We start from the raw sequence: 17,261 nt of genomic DNA, 5'->3' as shown, positions 1-17,261 counted from the left end.
CCCGCGCGCCGAGTGAGAGCTGAGTGAGAGCTAGAGAATCGCCCCCGGAGCGTACGCCGCCGCCTCGGGGTGGCGCTTGACGACCTCCTCCACGCGGGCGAGCACCGCCGCGACCTGCCCGGCCGCCGCGCCCGTGAACGACAGCCGGTCCGCCATCAGCGCGTCCAGCCCGGCCCGGTCCAGCGGGATGCGCTCGTCGGCGGCCAGCCGGTCCAGCAGCTCGTTGCGCTCGGCGCCCTCGCGCATCGCCAGCGCCGACGCCACCGCGTGCTCCTTGATCACCTCGTGCGCGGTCTCCCGGCCCACCCCGGCCCGCACCGCCGCCATCAGCACCTTCGTGGTCGCCAGGAACGGCAGATAACGGTCCAGCTCCCGCTCGACCACCGGCCGGAACGCGCCGAACTCGTCCAGCACCGTCAGGAACGTCTCCGCCAGCCCGTCGAACGCGAAGAACGCGTCCGGCAGCGCCACCCGCCGCACCACGGAGCACGAGACGTCGCCCTCGTTCCACTGGTCGCCCGCCAGCTCCCCGGTCATCGACGCGTACCCGCGCAGGATCACCGCCAGGCCGTTCACCCGCTCACAGGACCGGGTGTTCATCTTGTGCGGCATCGCCGAGGAACCGACCTGCCCCGGCTGGAACCCCTCGGTCACCAGCTCCTGCCCGGCCATCAGCCGGATCGTCTTCGCCAGCGACGACGGCGCCGCCGCGAGCTGCACCAGCGCCGTCACCACCTCGTAGTCCAGCGACCGCGGATACACCTGCCCCACCGAGGTGAACACCTGCCCGAAGCCCAGGTGCCCGGCGACGCGGCCCTCCAGCTCCGCCAGCCGCCGCTCGTCGCCGCCCAGCAGGTCCAGCATGTCCTGCGAGGTGCCCACCGGCCCCTTCACCCCGCGCAGCGGATAGCGCGCCAGCAGCTCCTCCGCCCGGCCGATCGCCACCAGCAGCTCGTCGGCGGCCGTGGCGAAACGCTTCCCCAGCGTGGTCGCCTGCGCCGGGACGTTGTGCGAGCGGCCCGCCATGACCAGCTCCGCGTACTCGCCCGCCAGCCGGCCCAGCCGCGCCAGCACGGCCACCGCGCGGTCGCGCGCCAGCTCCAGGGAGAGCCGGATCTGCAACTGCTCGACGTTCTCCGTCAGATCGCGCGAGGTCATGCCCTTGTGCACCTGCTCGTGCCCGGCCAGCGCGTTGAACTCCTCGATCCGCGCCTTCACGTCGTGCCGGGTGACCCGCTCGCGCCGCGCGATCGACGCCAGGTCCACCTGGTCGAGAACCCGCTCGTAGTCGGCGACCGCCGCCGGCGGCACCGCCACACCCAGATCGGCCAGCGCGCGCAGCACCGCCAGCCACAGCCGGCGCTCCAGCACCACCTTGTACTCGGGGGACCACAGGCGCGCCAGCTCCACGGAGGCATAGCGGCCGGCCAGAACGTTCGGAATGCGCGGCTTGTCAGTCACGGCACCGGATTCTACGGGTACTCCTCCGCGGGCAGCGGGGCCAGCTCCGGGCGCTTGGGCGCCCGCCCGTCACCGGAGGAACGGCCGGTCAGCCGCCGTCCGATCCACGGCAGCAGATGCTCCCGGGCGAAGCGCGCGTCCGCGGCGCGCCGCGCGGCCCAGTTCAGCGGCGCGGCCAGCGGCAGCGGCTTGTCCCAAGCGAACGCCGCCCGGTGCCCCAGCCGCTCCCACACCGCTTCCGCGACCCGGCGATGCCCCTCGGCCGTCAGATGCAGCCGGTCGTCCGCCCACAGCCGCGGGTCGCCCAGCGCCCGCGACGCGAAGAGGTCCACCACCAGCGCGCCGTGCCGCTCCGCCAGCTCGTCGACGAACGCGAACAGCCGCTCCATGCGCGGCCGGTACCGTTCGAGCACGGGCCCGCGCCGCCCCGGGCTGCGCATCAGGACAAGCTGCCGGCAGGACGGCGCCAGCCGGGCCACCGAGTCCTCCAGCAGCCCGCACACCTCGTCGATGTCGCACCGGGGCCGCAGCACGTCGTTCAGCCCGCCGACCAGCGTCACCAGATCGGCCCCCATCGCCGCCGCGGTGCTCACCTGCTCGGTGGCGATCTGCCGCATCAGCTTGCCGCGCACCGCGAGGTTCGCGTACTGGAAACCGGCCTGGCGCGCGGCCAGCCGCTGAGCCAGGAGATCCGCCCAGCCGCGGTAGGTCCCGTCCGGCAGGGCGTCCGACATGCCCTCGGTGAACGAGTCCCCCAGGGCGACGAAGCTACGGAAATCAGATGCGCTGTCCATGGCGGCCAACATCGTAACCAGGCAGATGGCCCCGCCCCGACCCGGCGGGCGCCGACGGCCGGGCGGTGTGAGACTGATGCCGTCCCGGGAGGTGAGAGCGGCCATGGCTGACCCGGAGAGGCTGCTGGAGGACCTGCTCGCCGAGGCGAACGCCGCGGGTACGGACGAGCTGCCCGGCGTGCTCGCGAGCTGTGCCGGTCTGCTCGGCTTCGATCAGCTCGTGCTCTACCTGACCGACGTCCAGCAGCGGAACCTGCTCCCGCTGGCCGAGCGCGAGCCCGTCCTCCCGGTGGACGGCTCACTGGCCGGCTGGGCCTACCGGACGCTGGCCATCCGCGTGGAGGAGACCCGCACCCAGGGGCTCGCGGCGTGGTTCCCGCTGGTGGACGGCACCGAGTCGTTGACCGGACTACGGGAGGACACGCCGGGGAGACGCGTATCCCCTGCCTGGCCTAGTCGGTAGACCTTGCGCACCTCGAACGGTGAAGGAGCGCATAGGTGTTGGACGAGGCGACTCGTGATGTCCGGTCGATCCGCCTGCCCCGGTGGGGGCGGGTGGCGGCTGTTGAAGGTGTTGTGCCGTGGCTGGTCGTTGATGACGAGGACCGACTGGTGGAGCCGGTCCGGAGGTTCCTGATCGACTTCATCGCCCGGGACAACCGGACCGGCAGTGTCCGCAGCTACGCGTACGACCTGCTGCGCTGGTGGCGGTGGCTGCGCGTCGTTGATGTGCGGTGGGATCACGCGACCTCTGCCGAAGTCAGGGACTTCGTGCTGTGGCTCGGAGGAGCGACCAAGTCGCGCAGGTCGGCCCGCACGGACTCCGCGTCGACCACGGGGACCACGAATCCCATCACGAAGAAGCCGTACCTGGACGACCGCTACAAACCGCGGACGATCCGCCACAGCAACGCGGTGCTCCGGAGCTTCTACGACTTCTGGATCGAGAGGGGCACCGGGCCGCTGGTCAACCCGGTGCCCCTCGCACGGTCCGACCGGCGCCGGCCACATGCCCACCACAACCCGCTGGAGCCGTTCCGGCGCGGTGAAGGGCGGCTGCGCTACAACCCGAAGGTGCCCCGGCGCCGGCCGCGGCAGATGCCGGACCAGCGGTGGAACGAACTGTTCGGCGCCCTGCGTTCGAATCGTGACCGGGCGATCCTCGCGCTGGCGGTCAGCAACGGCGCCCGCGCGTCGGAGCTGCTGGGCGTGCGCGGAGTCGACCTCGACTGGGGCGACCAACTTGTCCGGGTGGTGCGCAAGGGCACTTTGGCCGAGCAGTGGCTGCCGGCCAGCCCGGAGGCTTTCGTCTGGATCCGTCTCTACCTCGCCGAGGGCCCGCCAGCTGATCCGCAGGCCCCGCTGTGGTTGACCTTGCGCCGCCGCGACCGCGGTGAAGGGCTGGCCTACCAGCCCATGAACTACGAGGCCCTGCGGGCGGTGTTCCGGCGGGTCAACGCCCTGCTGGGCACGAACTGGTCGATGCACGACCTGCGGCACACCGCCGCCCTGCGCATGGCCCGCGACGAGAGCCTGTCGCTGCGGGACGTGCAGACGATCCTCGGCCACGCCCACCTGAGCACTACCGCGGACATCTACCTGGTCGAAGAAGAGTCGCAGGTCATCCGCCGCGTCCAGGACCACCTGGCCGAGCTGAAGGAGCGGGCGAAGCGCCCCGCCCCGTCCGTCGCGGGGGGCTACGACGACAGCGACCTGGCCGTGCTGTTCGGCGGAGGTGCGGCATGACGCGCCAGGCACCTCGCCGCGCCAACTCCATCCGCCGAGCCGGGACCGGCCCGACACCGGCACGGCCGCTGTTCGTCGAGCACGACCTGAAGGCCGATGAGGACCGCATCGGCCCGCGCGAGCGGCTCAGCCGGGACGAAGTCCTCGCCCTGCTGCCGACCTCGCCAGTCTGGCCGCAGCGAAAGTACAGCCGCGGACTCGCACCGGGAACTATCCGCCTCGCCGGGGCGGGAAAGATCCTCGACTGGCTGCTGAGCCATCCCGGAGAGGGGTGGCAGGCTCGCTGGCGGGCCGCCGACGCCGACCGCGGCAAGGAATGGATCGACCCTCTGACCGAGGGCGACCCACGCTGCCCTGAGGCCCGACGCAATGAGATCATCATGGGGCTGAACAGCCTGATGGTCAGCAGGATCGTGCTGCCCCGCTACGGGTTCCTGCGCGGCTACGGGGCCCTGAGCCTGCTCAAGGACGTCCAGCGGATGTTCCCCGCCGGCCAGCTGAATCGCATGCGCGAGTACGGCACCGAGCTCGGCATGACGCCCCGCCACATCGATGAGGGGCTGCGGGTGATCTCCTCGATGATCCTGCACACCGGGCGGGACCTGGAACAGCTCACCGGCGAGGACGTCTTCCACCTGCGGGCGGTCGGCCGGCGCGACCGGGGCGAAGCCTATGTGGGCACCCACGCCGCCCGGGACCTGCTGCGCGGCATCGGAGTCATCGACTCCAAGGACACCCTCAAGGACGCGTTGCGGCACGGGCAGCGGCCCACCGCCGAACTGGTCGACGCCTACAACCTCCAGTCCACCCCGGTCCGCAACATGCTGGTCCGCTACCTCGAAGAACGCCGCCCCGGCGTCGACTACGGCACCTTCCGCGGCCTGGTCCGCGAGCTGGCCGGGGTGTTCTGGGCGGAGATCGAGGCCCACCACCCCGGCATCGACACCCTGCGCCTTTCCCAGGACGTGATCGACGGCTGGAAGGAACGGCTGACCACCTACACCGACAAGAGCGGGCGGGTGCGTGAGCGGCGTTCCCGGATCGACGTGATGATGCGCGTCCGCGGCTTCTGCCTGGACATCCAGGAATGCGCCCACGACGACCCGTTCTGGGCCCAGTGGGCCGTCCCCAGCCCGATTACCCGTGGCGACGGCGCGGGCAATCACAAGCTCATCGCCCAGGTCCACTCGCGGATGCACCAGCGCGTCCGCGAGCGTCTGCCCCACCTGCCGGTGCTGGTGGAGACCGCTGAACGCGTCCGCCGCGAGGCAGCCGCCCTGCTGGAGGCCGCCCGCGCCGCCCCGTTCGAGGAGGTCTTCGAGCACGAGGGCACCCGCTACCTTCGCATCCTGCCCAAGGTCAACCAGGTCCCCAGCCGCCTGGACCACGGCTCCCGGCACGTCTACATCAAGGAGGTCGGCAGCACCGGCCGCCGGATCAACCAGAGCGACGTCGAAGACGACGCCTTCTGGGGCAGGGCGGTCATTGAGACCCTGACGTCACACCGGCGTCCGGGCCGAGGAACTGACCGAGCTGACCCATCTTGCTCTGGTCTCCTACAAGCTCCCCGAGACCGGCGAGATCGTTCCGCTGCTACAGATCGTGCCGTCCAAGAGCAACGAGGAACGGCTTCTGCTCGTCAGCCCGAACTGGCCAGCGTCCTGGCCACCATCGTCAAGCGCCTGCGCGACGCGAACGACAGCAAGATCCCGCTGGTCGCCCGCTACGACCACCACGAACGCGTCACCGGCCCGCAGCTCCCCCACCTCTTCCAGCGGCGGCCCTACTGGCAGGCGCAGGTCATGAACGAGACCTCGGTCAAGCGTCTCCTTGACCGCACCCTCGCGGCCACCGGCCTGCGCGATGCCGCTGGCGAGCCCCTGCGCTACACCCCGCACGACTTCCGCAGGATGTTCGCCACCGAAGCCGTCACCGGCGGCCTGCCCGTCCACATCGCCGCGCGCATCCTCGGCCACAAGACGCTGACCACCACCCAGGCATACCTCGCCGTCTTCCAGGACGACCTGGTGCGGACCTACCGCAGCTTCCTCGACCGGCGTCGCGCCGACCGGCCCCAAGACGAATACCGCGAGCCCACCGAGCAGGAATGGCGCGACTTCCAGCAGCACTTCGAGCTGCGCAAGGTCTCCCTGGGCACCTGCGGCCGCCCCTACGGAACCCCCTGCAAGCACGAACACGCCTGCATCCGCTGCCCGGTCCTCCAGATCGACCCCCGCCAGCGGCCCCGCCTCATCGAGATCATCCAGAACCTCCGCGAACGCATCCGCGAAGCCCGCGGCAACGGCTGGCTCGGCGAAGTCGAAGGACTCCAGGTCAGCCTCGACGCCACCACAGCCAAGCTCAACAGCCTCACCCGGGCCCCGGCCGACGGCCGACCCCAACTGGTCGACCTCGGCATGCCCGTCTTCACCGACCGAGCACCCTCACCACCAGCGACAGGAAAACCAGACCATGGACCCGATACGACTGATCTCGTTCGGCTACCTTCACCTTCCCCAAGACCAGGACGGCAGGCCGATCCCGCCGACCGCTGACCGCGTTGAGGACGTCCGCGAGCGGCTCCGCGACCCGGCCGCCGCCCGCGACATCCTCGACTTCGACGGCTTCCACCCCCGCGTCCAGGACGTCGTCCTCCACACCCCCGGCGCCCGCGAACTGATCGACAACCTCGTCAGTTACGCGACGCTCCCCGCTGGTCCTCGCGGCATCGCCATCGGATGCGCCGGAGGTCTCTAGCCACAAGCCACTGTTGCTGGGATTTCAGTTACTGTGAGTTGCTTCATGTTCACTCGTTGATGATCGATGAACTTGAGGCGCGTACTTGCGGGCGTTGGTGACCAGCTCGCTTACGACCAGCTGCACCATGCCCATCGCCCGCTCCGACACCGGCAGCCCGTGCACGGCCTGCACCGTGGTGAGGAAGTCGCGGGCCATGGCACGGGCCTCGGCGATCTCCGCACTGCCCTCGAACGCGGCACCGGCCCTGATCAGACGGTCGGCAAGCGGGTCCTGGCCCTCATTTTGGGCAGCAGCATCCATGGAACGGCCTCACGTCCGAAGCGCCGGGCAGTGCCCACCCCGCATACCCCGGAACACCACAGCACACGCCAACACACGAGGTCACGGCGACGCGTAAACCTACGGGCCGTGCCTCCGCGGCGTCGAAGTGGGCCGACCGCATCAGATGCCTGTGCAACGAGGCCAGCCGTGCCCTTCTCAGCGGTGGCGCGGGCGAGGCAGCAAGGCGAACGCGCTCTCCGCTATCGAGGTCAGGCGGGCGGGGCTGAGGCCGTACGCGCCTACGACATCGGTCCCGCGGATGATGGTCAGCAGAAGGTACGCGAGGTCGTCGGGATCCGCGTCGGGGTCGATGTCGCCGTTGCGCTGCGCCGCTCGCACGCACTCGGCCACCGCCGTCGCGACCACGGAGAAGCAGTCGTTGGCCAGGCGTTTCACCTCGGGGTCGGAGGCGCCGATCTCCAGGGCCATCTTGGCGGCGAAGCAGGCCGCCGCCGTCCGGTCAGGGGCGGGGGGTACGTCGGCGGCGAGTGGCACCCCGTGGACGGCGCGGAGCAGGTATGCGTGCAGTCGTTCCAGGGCGCCCTCGTCCGGTCCGGCGAGCGCCTTCCGCGGACCCTGTGCCAGCCGGGCGAAGTAGCCGGTCATCGCCTGCAGCAGCACGCCGTGCTTGCCGTCGAACGCGGCATAGAGGCTGCCGCGGCCCAGGCCGGTGGCGGCGCTGATGTCGTCGACGCTTGTGCCGTTGTAGCCCGAGGCGCGGAACTGCCGCTCGGCGGCATGGAGGACGTGGTCGCGGTCGAAGCTTCGTGGTCTCGCCATGCAAAGACGGTAAAGCCGACCTGCCCTTCTTGACAAGTCAGTACAGAACCATCTAGGTTTCGGACTGTTCAGTAAACAACCGTCCTGAGCTCACCGGACAGGCTTGGTCCGGGCTTGCAGGACCGGTGCGGACCGTGTCGGCCTCAGCGCGGGCGACCCCGTGCAGCGCCCGATGAAGTCATGCCCACAACCGAAGGAACCACCATGCAGACAGCTCCCCCCGTGGCCCTCGTGACGGGCGCCTCCTCCGGGATCGGGCGGGCGGCAGCGCTCGCCCTGGTGGGCGCCGGCTTCGCGGTGGTCGGCACGAGCCGCAACGCGGCGAACGCCGAGCCGCTCGCCGGGGTGACGTTCCTCGATCTCGACGTGGCCAGCGACGAGTCGGTCCGCTCCCTGGTCGAGGAGGTGGTCGAGCGGTTCGGCCGGATCGACGTCCTGGTCAACAACGCAGGCGTGGGCGCGGTCGGCGCCGGCGAGGAGAGCTCGATCAACCAGGCCATGGAGGTCTTCGACATCAACGTCTTCGGCCTGATTCGGATGACAAACGCAGCGTTGCCCCACATGCGTGCTCAGGGCAGTGGCCGCGTGGTCAACGTCTCCTCGGTACTCGGTCTGATCCCAGCCCCCTTCATGGCCGTCTACGCCGCCACCAAGCATGCGGTCGAGGGCTACTCCGAGTCCGTCGACCACGAGCTTCGTGAGCACGGCGTCCGGATGCTGCTGGTCGAGCCGGCCTACACAAGCACGAGTTTCGAGGCGAGCAGCATGGCACCCGACTCGCCCCTGCCGATCTACGCCGCACAGCGGGAGGTCTCCCGAGACGTGCTGGCCACGGCCGTGCGCAACGCCGACGACCCGGACGTTGTCGCGAAGGTGATCGTCGCGGCCTCCACCGATTCCAAGCCCAAGCTCCGGTACACCGCTGGCTCGATGGCCAAACGCGTCAGCGTCCTGCGCCGGATCGTGCCCTCGCGCGCCTTCGACAGACAGATCCGCGAGCTCAACCGACTGGCGGGCTGACTCCGCAGTACACCCGGCGCCTGAGGAGTCGCACGTGTCCAAAACGGTCGCCGACCACATCCTGGGCTTCCTGAACAGCTGACCCCCTGCAACCACCCAGAACTCGAAGGGTTGACCGAACCATGACTGACAAGGAAAGGCAGGAGGCCGTGGCTGTGACGACTCCTCCGTACGCGAGCGACGCACTGGCCGAGGGGACCGTCGACGCGGTGGTGATCGGCGGGGGCGCCGCCGGGCTGAACGGTGCACTGATCCTCGCCCGCTCCCGCCGCTCGGTCGTCGTGATCGACAGCGGCTCCCCGCGCAACGCGCCCGCGGAGGCCATGCACGGCTTCATCGTCTTGGACGGCACCCCGCCGTCCGAGATCCTTCGACGGGGCCGGGAGCAGGTGCGCCAGTACGGCGGACGCGTCGTGTTCGGCGAGGTGGTCTCGACCGAGTCCGCCGCCCCGTCGGCGGACGGGGACCTGCGGTTCACCGTCACCCTGGCCGACGGCCGCCGCGTCACCGCTCGCCGCATCCTGGTGGCCACCGGCCTCACGGATGTGCTGCCGGAGGTGCCCGGGCTCGCCGAGCACTGGGGACACAGTGTGGTGAACTGCCCGTACTGCCACGGCTGGGAGGTGCGCGATGAGCCCGTCGGTATCCTCGCCACCGGCGCGGCCTCCATCGGCCACGCGTTTCTGTTCCGTCAGCTGACCGAGGACCTGACCTACTTCACCCACGGCACTGACCTGGACGAGGACAGCCGCGCCCGCTTCGCCGCCCGCGGCATCCGCGTCATCGACACCCCGGTCACCGAGGTCGTCAACGACGAGGACGGTGCCCTCGCCGGGGTGCGCCTGGCCGACGGCCAGGTCGTGGCCCGCCGCGTCCTCGCGGTCGCCGCGCCGATGCAGGCCCGCACCCAGGGTCTGGAAGGTCTGGGCCTGCCGGTGCAGGACCTGCCGAAGGGCCGCGGTTTCGCCTCCGGTATGGCCGGGACCACCGAGGTGCCGGGTGTGTGGGTGGCCGGCAACGCCACCGATCTGACCGCCCAGGTCGGGGCCTCCGCAGCGGCCGGCGCACTGGCCGGCGCCGACATCAACAGCATGCTGGCCACCGCGGACACCGACGCGGCCCTCCAGGGGATCGCCGAGGGAAGCCCACAAGGGGCCACAGGATGATCTCGAAGCCCGGAGATCTCAGCCCGTCACCCGCTCGCCTCATGGGCAATCAAATGATTCCGCTCGTCCGCCCCGTCCCTCTCAGGAGCTACTGATGCCCTTCCTTGCGAACACGCCCGTGGAGAAAATGACCGGGCCTTACGCGCGGCGCTGGTGGGCGCTGCTCGTGCTGTGCCTGAGCCTGCTGATCACGGTGATGGCGAACACGTCGCTGATAGTCGCCGCCCCCGACATGACCACCGACCTGGGCCTGAGCAGCAGTGATCTGCAGTGGGTCGTCGATAGCTACACCGTTCCGTACGCGGCGCTGATGCTGGTGCTGGGCGCGATCGGCGACAAGTACAGCCGGCGCGGCGCGCTGGTGCTGGGTCTGCTGATCTTCGCCGCCGGTTCGGTGATGGGGAGCATGGTCGACGAGACCTCGCTGGTCATCGTGGCCCGCGCGATCATGGGTGTCGGCGCCGCGGTCGTGATGCCGGCCACGCTGTCCCTGGTGGTCGCGACCTTCCCCCGGAGCGAGCGGACCAAGGCCATCACCGCCTGGGCCGCGACCTCCGGGCTGGCGGTAGCCCTCGGCCCGCTGGTCTCCGGCTGGCTGCTCGAGGACCACGCCTGGGGCTCGACCTTCCTGATCAACGTGCCGATCGCCGTCGCCGCCGTGTTCGGCGCACTCGCCCTGGTACCGCCGTCCAAGGCGGAGGGCATGGGCCGGATCGACTACGTCGGTGGTCTGCTGTCGATCGTCTCCGTTGGCTCCCTGATCTACGCCGCCATCGAGGGCCCGCACTCCGGCTGGGGCGCCGGCCCCGTCACCGCCGCCGTGGTCGCCGGTGCCGGTCTGGCCGCCTTCGTCGCCTGGGAGCTGCGGCACCCGCACCCGATGCTGGACGTCCGAAAGTTCGCGCTGCGGCCCTTCAGCGGCGCGATGCTCGCGGTGATGTTCTTCTTTTTCGGTATGTTCGCCGTGATCTACTACTCGACGCAGTTCCTGCAGTTCGTCCTCGGCTACGAGGCCCTGGACACGGGCCTACGGCTGCTGCCGCTGGGCGGTGCGGTGTTCCTCGGGTCCGCGGTGACCGGGATGCTCACCCCGAAGCTGGGGGTGAAGGCGATGGTCGTGACCGGCTTGGCCGTCGGCACGGCGGGCATGTTCCTGCTCACCCAGATCGACAAGGGGTCGACGTACGGGGACTTCCTGGCGCCGCTGATGATGCTGGGCCTCGCGCTCGGACTGAGCATCTCCCCGGCGACCGACACGATCATGGGCTCCTTCCCCGAGTCCGAGCTGGGCGTCGGCGGCGGTGTCAACGACACCGCGCTCGAGCTGGGCGGGGCGCTGGGCATCGCGGTGCTGGGCTCGCTGCTGGGCACGGCCTACCGGGACGAGCTGACCGACCTGGTGGGCAACCGGCTCCCGGCGGAGGCGATGGAGACCGCCAAGGACTCGGTCGGCGCCGGCCTGGCCGTCGCGGAGCGGGTCGCGCAGGATCCCTCCGCCGGGCCCCAGCAGGCCCAGGCCGCCGTGGACGCCGTCCACCAGGCCTTCGCCCACGGCGTCGCCCAGACCAGCCTCATCGGCGGGATCGTCATGGCCGCCGGAACACTGATCGTCCTCGCGGTCCTGCCGGGCCGGCGCGGGTTCGCGAGGAAGAGCGCCGAGCCGGGGGCCGGGACGGCGGCGAGCGAGGCGGCGACTGTGCGGGAGCACACCGGGGCCACCCGCTAGTAGATCGCCGGCGGGGCGTCCGCCGGGTCGCCGGGGACGCGTCCGCGGGATCGCCGGGCACCGCCTCCGCCGGATCGCCCGCCAGGCGCGTCGGGCAGGAGCCCCGGCGGCGCGAGACGCGCAGGGCGCGGGCGTGGTCCACGGTCCACGGCCACGCGGATCCTCTGCCGGAACACCTCACCGTCCTTGGCCTCCGGGCCGCCCCGGGGCTCTCCCTCCGGGGCGGCCCGGAGGCCAAGGGCCGTGAGGTGACAGCGGCGGTCGCCGCAGACGCCGCCCTGCGCCGACAGGCGACCGCCGCTACGCCGCACTCCGCTATGCCGCACCCGCCGCTGCTCGCACCCACGCGGCGGCGTCGTGCCACCGCCCTGCGGCCCTGCTCGCGCCCCCGCCCTCTGAGCCTCGCGCCCCCACGGCGCCGCTCGCGCCGGCACCTCTCTGCCGCCGTCACCCTCAGCTGCTCGCACCTCGCGACGGAGCCACGCACGTCACACCCGTCCCCCTCAAGGCGTAGGCCTGAGCCTCAGGTTCTAGGCCGACTGGCGGAGGGCCTCGACCACGGCCGCGGTTCGGGGTTGTGGGCCGGACGGGGAAGCGGGCCATACGGCCGCGATGCGGCGGTGGCCCGCCACCGGGACCGTGGGCAGGGCCACGGTTTCGGGTGGGGCGCCGGTGAGGGCGAGGGTGGGGAACACGGCCGCGCCGAGGCCCGCCCGGACCAGGGGCAGTACGCCTACACCCAGCATCGGGCGGCCACCGACAGCGACGTCGGCCAACGTGCGGGAATACCGGCTGTGCACCCGCGCCGACTCGCGACCGCAGTCCGGACACGCCACCGTCAATTCGCGGGTACGAGCAGCGATGCGGACCGTGCCGCCCGCCACCCACACCTGTTCCACCCGCACCGTGTCCAGGTGCGGAGACACAGTTCGTACGAGGTCGTCACACTCGCTGACACTGCCGCTATCTGTGACGGAGTGTCACCGGCGCACGGTGGCACATCCCGGCTTCACGAAAATCTTGCCAGGGCCACGTTCACCTGTACGCCGACATCCCGACCTGCTTGGACACCGTCAGCACCGCCGCGGTATTTGGTCGGGTACTCGGCCCGGTGCTACAGCACCAGCCGGACGGCTCGGGCCCTCAGCTCGGGATCCACCTTCTTCGGCATGACATGCATCCTTCCAACTCAGAAAGATGCGGCGTCAAACCGTCCCCTACCTGGTCCACGCTGAGTCTCGATCAGAGCGTGGCACTGCGGTCTTCTGCTGTTCGCCTCGGCGAGGACTTCGCCGGCATCTACGGGCCCGAAACACCCGCACGCAGCTGGAGGCCGCGCTCAAGCGGGCCGGTCGCAAGCGGGGCATCCCGCCCGAGGCCGAGCGGCTCCGTGGTGTCCTCCGCGCCGACTACCCTCACCAGCCGCCCATGGTCGAGGACGCGCTGGGCAAGCAGATGCTCGCGCTCCTGGTCCAGTTGGAGGCCGCCTGCACCGCTGCCGACGACCTCGCCGAGGCGGTCGAAGAGGCTTTCCCTCAGCACCCGGACGCTGAGATCATCCTCAGCTTCCCCGACCCCGGCCTCGGCGTCCAGCTCGGCGCCCGGGTGCTCGCCGAGATCGGAGACGACCGGTCCCGCTTCGCGGACGCCCGCGGCCTGAAGGCCTACGCCGGTGCCTCGCCCATCACCAGGGCTTCCGGCAAGAAGTCGAGCATCACCCGCAGGTGGGTGAAGAACGACCGGCTCAACGCAGCCGGCTACCTCTGGGCCTTCGCCTCCATCACCGCCTCCCCCGGCGCCAAGGCCCACTGTCGGCGACGCCGCGACGACCACGGAGACTGGCACGCCGCCGCCCAGCGCAACCTCGTCAACCGCATGCTCGGCCAGCTCTACTACTGCCTCCAGAACCGCAAGCTGTTCGATGAAGACACGGCCTTCCCCACCGCTCTCGCTGAAGCCGCTTGACATGTTGAGAGCCTGAGGTGTCTACGCGGCCGGGTCCCGCCGCCGGGACGCAAGGTACTGTTCCGCGCGCTGCCGAGACCGCGCACACCACCGTCGTCACCGCCAGTACGGTGACGTCAAGGCATCGGGACAACGAGCTGTACCGGCGGGTATGACGCACTGACGTCACGCAACGTCCATCTGTACGCGAAGTCCTCCCAGGTCAGCGCTAGCGCCGAGAGCCTACCGACGGGTCCCATGATCCCCCTTCAAGATCATCCCGTGCCCCTTTTTAGCTCACCTCGGCGATACCCGGAACCGGGACGGCAGACGAACCATGCTCGATTGACGGTGGAAGCAACAGCTCGCAATAGGCGAGAGAACTGGCGGACGTCACAGGGCATGCAACCTGACCGAAATCCTCGGCCACCGCATCCGTGACCTGGGCCGACACGTCGAGATCGAGCACCTCCACGCTCACCTCCCCCGCGTCCTCAAGAAGGCCAGCTCGCGAGCAACCCCTTAGTCCGGGAAAGAGCGGCTGGGCGTCCTGGGCGCGTGGGCCGGGACCCTGGACGCCGCCCGGCTGCGGCACGGCCGGGTGCTTGCCTCGCTGCTCGCCATGATGGTGACCTCCAAGCGCGCGCACAGCGACACCTTCACGCTGCTCACCCGGGCCGCGCCCATGCGCCTGCCCGCGGAGATGCTGCGCGCGTTCCTGCCACCACGCACCGTCGGCGATGGGCGGGTCGTCTCCACCGCCGTCCTGGAACCGGCCTACGAACTCGGCGGCGACGCCTTCGACCACAGCCTGACCGGCACCCATCTGCACGCCGGGATCTTCGACTCCATGGGGCACAATCTGGCCTCCGGACTGACCACCGCCGTCGCGCTGGCCGGCTGCCGCAACGCCCGGCGCAACGGCGCCGACCTGCCCGGGCTCGTCGGGGCCATCGACCAGGCGCTGGCCGAATGGCTGCCCGAGCAGTTCTGCACCGGCGTCCTGCTGCGCCTGGACCTGTCCAGCGGGCTGCTTCGTTGGTGCAACTGCGGCCACCCCCCCGCCGCTGCTGATCCGCGACCAGCGCATCGTGGAGCGGGCGCTGGAACGGCCCGAGCAGCTTCCCATGGGCGCCGCGCTGCAACTCACCGACGGCAGCCGGGAGATCTACCAGGTGATGCTGGAGCCCGGCGACCGGGTGCTGCTCTACACCGACGGCGTCACCGAGGCCCGCGTTCAGGGCGGGAGCCGTCTGGAGATGGGCCGGTTCACCGACGCGATCATTCGCGCCACCGCGGGGGGCGAACTCGCCTCCGAGGTGCTGCGCCGGCTGATCCACGAGATCCTCGACCACGAGGGCGGCCAGTTGCGCGACGACGCGACGATGCTGCTGATCGAATGGCGGCCGCCGCGCGGCTGAGACCGGCGGCCCCCGTGGACGGCTCAGGTACCGAACCCCTCGGCCCGTTCCTCCTGCTCGTCCTCGGCGATGTGCATCGCCGCCTCCTCGGCGGTCGCGGCGCCGCCGTCGATGCCGACGTCCTCGGCCACGATGCCGTCCGGGTGGCGGGTGAGCCCGCTGTCGCCGCGCAGCAGCCGGCCGGCCCGGTCCTCGCCGGAGATCTCGTCCGCCAGCGGCTCGCCGGCCATCCCGGGCTGGTCGCCGATGCCGTTGCCCTCCGGCTCGTGGACATCGGGCACCTCCTCGGCCAGGCGCTGGTCCAGGGGCTCCCGGTCGCGCTTCCCCCGGGCCGTGGTGCCGTGGTCGTTGACCGCCAGCGGCTTCTCCGGGGGCGAGTAGCCCTCGTCCAGCGTCTCGTCGAGCTGCTTCTGGTCCAGCGCGTTGTCGAGGTCCACATCGGCCGGGTCGTCCCGGGTCCCGTACTCGGGTGGCTGATAGACCTCGTCGCCCATCGATGCTTCGTCGGACATGGTCCGCCTCCCTCTCGGAGTGACAGCCGCGGGCGCCGCCTCAGCGGTCCGCAGAGCCGGAACTGCCCGCGAAGAGCATCTGGGCGAGGTCCTCGTCCAGGGACTGGCGGACCTTATCGGTCAGCCCGCCCACCGTGGCCTCGTCCGTCACCTCGATCACGCACCGGGCCTCGTGTATCGCCTTGCGCGGATCCGCCCCGGATCGCTGGGCGACCCGGTCGAAGAACTCCTCGCGGCTCATCCGTACGCCGGTGGCCGGCAGGTCGGGGGCGGCGGCCACCCGCCGCAGGTGTTCGCCTATCTCGTGTGGGAGCTGGGACGCCAGCTTCTCCGCGACCGGGGGCGGGATGCGCTCGGAGAGCGTCTCCAGGCTGGCTCTCGTGGCGGCCTCCGCGGCCCCCCGGCTGTCGAGCCGGGCCCGTGCCTGTACCTGTCCGATGAACTCGTCGTGCTGCATGATCGCCTACTCCTTGTGCGGGTCCTCGCCGGGTTCCCCCGAGCCAGTGGAGTAAAACGGTCATACCAGTGCATCAACGCCTGGTTGGGGCCCTGCCTCGGCAATCGATATCTACCGATGGGACGCCCCCCGCGCGCCCGGTCCGGCCCGGACCGGGCGCGCGGCGCGCTCACCTCAGCACATAGGTGAGGGTGCCGAAGCCGAGCTCGTCGAAGCCGCCGCTGGTGGTGCCGTAGTCGCCGCCACCGCCCTCCGGGCTGATCGAGCGGGCCATCTCGGAGAGATTGGGAGTGGAAAGGCCCCGCCTGGCCCAGTAGTGGTGGTAGACCCGCTCCCACACCGGGCGGACCTGGCCCCGGCCGCCGCTGCCGATGACCGTCTGCTCCCGCGCGGCGCAGTTCTGGCCGGTGCCCCAGCGGTAGGTGGTGAACGGCACGTCGTAGCCGAGGTTGTAACGGGCCACGTACTCGGCCGCCTTGAGGAAGCGGTTGCTGTCGGCGCCGTAGAGGTCGACGCCCTGGTTCCAGGCCATCTCGCAGATGGTGCCCATCAGGCCGATGCCCATGATGCTGTGGGCCTGGTCGCGCCCGCTCTCCTGCCACTGGGCCAGGTTGCTGCCGTGCAGGAACGGCACCGCGTGCGGCAGCGAGCCGTTGCCGGCGCCGTTGTAGAAGTAGTCCACGATGCGGTCGAACTTCGCCTGGTCGTCGCACAGGATCCCAATGGCCATGATGGAGGCCATGTTGCACAGGTCCCAGTTGGCCCAGTAGTTGGTGATGCAGGCGTCGTTGTGGTTGACCAGGAAGTGGTCGTTGAGCGGATAGAAGACGTTGAGCATCATCCGCTGGAAACGCGCGAGGTCGAAGCCCGAGTAACCACGCATGATCTCGGCGGCGTTGGCGAACTGGTAGCCGTAGATCCCGGCGGCCAGGAAGCGGTCGGCGTTGCCGGTGACCGTGGTGAGCGTGCCCGACCAGGCGTTGAGGATGTCGCGGGCCTTGTTGCCGTGCGCCGCGTCCCCGGTGACCTTCCAGCGCAGCGCGTTCTGGTAGGCGGCGTGGATGTCGTTGTAGAGCTGCGGGTAGTTCTGGCCGTCGCCACCGCGGATGATGGTCGCGGTCGGCCACCCGGCTCTTCATCCGGTCGAAGTCGG

General features: G+C 70.6%; 16 protein-coding genes and 2 pseudogenes. 9 read left to right on the top strand and 9 right to left on the bottom strand.

Features of this window, described 5'->3' with window-relative positions; all coding sequences use genetic code 11:
- Window positions 1–30: 30 nt before the first annotated feature.
- Window positions 31–1,461 (bottom strand): adenylosuccinate lyase, encoded by a 1,431-nt coding sequence (purB, locus tag RM590_RS33170; RefSeq protein ID WP_311708508.1) that lies wholly within the window; start codon window positions 1,459–1,461, stop codon window positions 31–33.
- Window positions 1,462–1,472: 11 nt separating this feature from the next.
- Window positions 1,473–2,255, bottom strand: a complete 783-nt coding sequence (locus RM590_RS33165) for an SGNH/GDSL hydrolase family protein (protein ID WP_311708507.1) — start codon at window positions 2,253–2,255, stop codon at window positions 1,473–1,475.
- 103 nt (window positions 2,256–2,358) lie between these two features.
- Here RM590_RS33165 and RM590_RS33160 point away from each other — a divergent pair, with 103 nt between their 5' ends.
- From RM590_RS33160 to RM590_RS33145, 4 genes are all read left to right on the top strand, one after another.
- On the top strand, window positions 2,359–2,718 hold the full coding sequence (locus RM590_RS33160) for a hypothetical protein (RefSeq protein WP_311708506.1): 360 nt from the start codon (window positions 2,359–2,361) through the stop codon (window positions 2,716–2,718).
- 113 nt (window positions 2,719–2,831) lie between these two features.
- Window positions 2,832–4,001, top strand: a complete 1,170-nt coding sequence (locus RM590_RS33155; protein WP_311708505.1) for a tyrosine-type recombinase/integrase — start codon at window positions 2,832–2,834, stop codon at window positions 3,999–4,001.
- The gene (locus RM590_RS33150) at window positions 3,998–6,556 is read left to right on the top strand and encodes a site-specific integrase (protein WP_311708504.1); all 2,559 of its coding nucleotides are present in this window, start codon (window positions 3,998–4,000) and stop codon (window positions 6,554–6,556) included. The genes RM590_RS33155 and RM590_RS33150 overlap by 4 nt, the downstream gene beginning before the upstream one ends.
- A complete protein-coding gene (locus tag RM590_RS33145; protein ID WP_311708503.1) occupies window positions 6,474–6,758 on the top strand; it encodes a RapZ C-terminal domain-containing protein in 285 nt (94 codons plus the stop codon). The genes RM590_RS33150 and RM590_RS33145 overlap by 83 nt, the downstream gene beginning before the upstream one ends.
- 24 nt (window positions 6,759–6,782) lie before the next feature.
- Here the strand turns inward: RM590_RS33145 and RM590_RS33140 are convergent, their stop codons facing one another.
- Both RM590_RS33140 and RM590_RS33135 read right to left on the bottom strand, forming a co-directional pair.
- Window positions 6,783–7,061, bottom strand: coding sequence for a hypothetical protein (locus tag RM590_RS33140; RefSeq protein WP_449657251.1), 279 nt, complete (start codon window positions 7,059–7,061; stop codon window positions 6,783–6,785).
- Between the two features lie 177 nt (window positions 7,062–7,238).
- Entirely contained in the window at window positions 7,239–7,862 is a 624-nt protein-coding gene (locus tag RM590_RS33135; protein WP_311708502.1) for a TetR/AcrR family transcriptional regulator, read from the bottom strand.
- Between the two features lie 204 nt (window positions 7,863–8,066).
- Between RM590_RS33135 and RM590_RS33130 the strand changes: the two genes are divergently transcribed.
- From RM590_RS33130 to RM590_RS33120, 3 genes are all read left to right on the top strand, one after another.
- Window positions 8,067–8,882 (top strand): oxidoreductase, encoded by an 816-nt coding sequence (locus tag RM590_RS33130; RefSeq protein WP_311708501.1) that lies wholly within the window; start codon window positions 8,067–8,069, stop codon window positions 8,880–8,882.
- Window positions 8,883–9,031: 149 nt separating this feature from the next.
- Window positions 9,032–10,048 carry an NAD(P)/FAD-dependent oxidoreductase gene (locus tag RM590_RS33125; protein ID WP_311708527.1) on the top strand — a complete coding sequence of 339 codons (1,017 nt, stop codon included), beginning with the start codon at window positions 9,032–9,034 and terminating at the stop codon, window positions 10,046–10,048.
- A 94-nt stretch (window positions 10,049–10,142) separates the two neighbouring features.
- On the top strand, window positions 10,143–11,774 hold the full coding sequence (locus RM590_RS33120) for an MFS transporter (RefSeq protein WP_311708500.1): 1,632 nt from the start codon (window positions 10,143–10,145) through the stop codon (window positions 11,772–11,774).
- A 530-nt stretch (window positions 11,775–12,304) separates the two neighbouring features.
- Here the strand turns inward: RM590_RS33120 and RM590_RS36120 are convergent.
- Window positions 12,305–12,610 (bottom strand): transposase family protein, encoded by a 306-nt coding sequence (locus RM590_RS36120; protein ID WP_394814025.1) that lies wholly within the window; start codon window positions 12,608–12,610, stop codon window positions 12,305–12,307.
- Window positions 12,611–13,079: 469 nt separating this feature from the next.
- On the opposite strand from RM590_RS36120, the pseudogene RM590_RS33115 reads away from it, so the two are divergent.
- A pseudogene (locus tag RM590_RS33115) lies at window positions 13,080–13,739 on the top strand (transposase); the annotation flags it as partial.
- A gap of 271 nt (window positions 13,740–14,010) precedes the next feature.
- Here the strand turns inward: RM590_RS33115 and RM590_RS33110 are convergent.
- Entirely contained in the window at window positions 14,011–14,193 is a 183-nt protein-coding gene (locus RM590_RS33110) for a hypothetical protein (RefSeq protein ID WP_311708499.1), read from the bottom strand.
- 54 nt (window positions 14,194–14,247) lie between these two features.
- Between RM590_RS33110 and RM590_RS33105 the strand changes: the two are divergent.
- A pseudogene (locus tag RM590_RS33105) lies at window positions 14,248–15,139 on the top strand (PP2C family protein-serine/threonine phosphatase); the annotation flags it as partial.
- 23 nt (window positions 15,140–15,162) lie between these two features.
- On the opposite strand, the gene RM590_RS33100 reads toward RM590_RS33105, so the two are convergent.
- The 3 genes from RM590_RS33100 to RM590_RS33090 form a co-directional block, all read right to left on the bottom strand.
- The gene (locus tag RM590_RS33100) at window positions 15,163–15,651 is read right to left on the bottom strand and encodes a DUF5709 domain-containing protein (protein ID WP_311708498.1); all 489 of its coding nucleotides are present in this window, start codon (window positions 15,649–15,651) and stop codon (window positions 15,163–15,165) included.
- 40 nt (window positions 15,652–15,691) lie between these two features.
- The gene (locus tag RM590_RS33095) at window positions 15,692–16,108 is read right to left on the bottom strand and encodes a DUF2267 domain-containing protein (RefSeq protein ID WP_311708497.1); all 417 of its coding nucleotides are present in this window, start codon (window positions 16,106–16,108) and stop codon (window positions 15,692–15,694) included.
- A gap of 169 nt (window positions 16,109–16,277) precedes the next feature.
- Window positions 16,278–17,147, bottom strand: a complete 870-nt coding sequence (locus RM590_RS33090; RefSeq protein ID WP_311708526.1) for an alginate lyase family protein — start codon at window positions 17,145–17,147, stop codon at window positions 16,278–16,280.
- Window positions 17,148–17,261: the final 114 nt, after the last annotated feature.

Origin of the sequence: Streptomyces litchfieldiae (assembly GCF_031845365.1) — a bacterium.
In the GTDB taxonomy this organism is placed as follows: domain Bacteria; phylum Actinomycetota; class Actinomycetes; order Streptomycetales; family Streptomycetaceae; genus Streptomyces; species Streptomyces litchfieldiae.
This window is presented reverse-complemented; position numbering and strand designations above follow the sequence as displayed.

Coding starts and splice junctions, on each gene's coding strand:
- RM590_RS33165 (WP_311708507.1), bottom strand. CDS start 2,255: ATGGACAGCGCATCTGATTTCCGTAGCTTCGTCGCCCTGGGGGACTCG.
- RM590_RS33160 (WP_311708506.1), top strand. CDS start 2,359: ATGGCTGACCCGGAGAGGCTGCTGGAGGACCTGCTCGCCGAGGCGAAC.
- RM590_RS33150 (WP_311708504.1), top strand. CDS start 3,998: ATGACGCGCCAGGCACCTCGCCGCGCCAACTCCATCCGCCGAGCCGGG.
- RM590_RS33145 (WP_311708503.1), top strand. CDS start 6,474: ATGGACCCGATACGACTGATCTCGTTCGGCTACCTTCACCTTCCCCAA.
- RM590_RS33140 (WP_449657251.1), bottom strand. CDS start 7,061: ATGGATGCTGCTGCCCAAAATGAGGGCCAGGACCCGCTTGCCGACCGT.
- RM590_RS33135 (WP_311708502.1), bottom strand. CDS start 7,862: ATGGCGAGACCACGAAGCTTCGACCGCGACCACGTCCTCCATGCCGCC.
- RM590_RS33130 (WP_311708501.1), top strand. CDS start 8,067: ATGCAGACAGCTCCCCCCGTGGCCCTCGTGACGGGCGCCTCCTCCGGG.
- RM590_RS33120 (WP_311708500.1), top strand. CDS start 10,143: ATGCCCTTCCTTGCGAACACGCCCGTGGAGAAAATGACCGGGCCTTAC.
- RM590_RS33100 (WP_311708498.1), bottom strand. CDS start 15,651: ATGTCCGACGAAGCATCGATGGGCGACGAGGTCTATCAGCCACCCGAG.
- RM590_RS33095 (WP_311708497.1), bottom strand. CDS start 16,108: ATGCAGCACGACGAGTTCATCGGACAGGTACAGGCACGGGCCCGGCTC.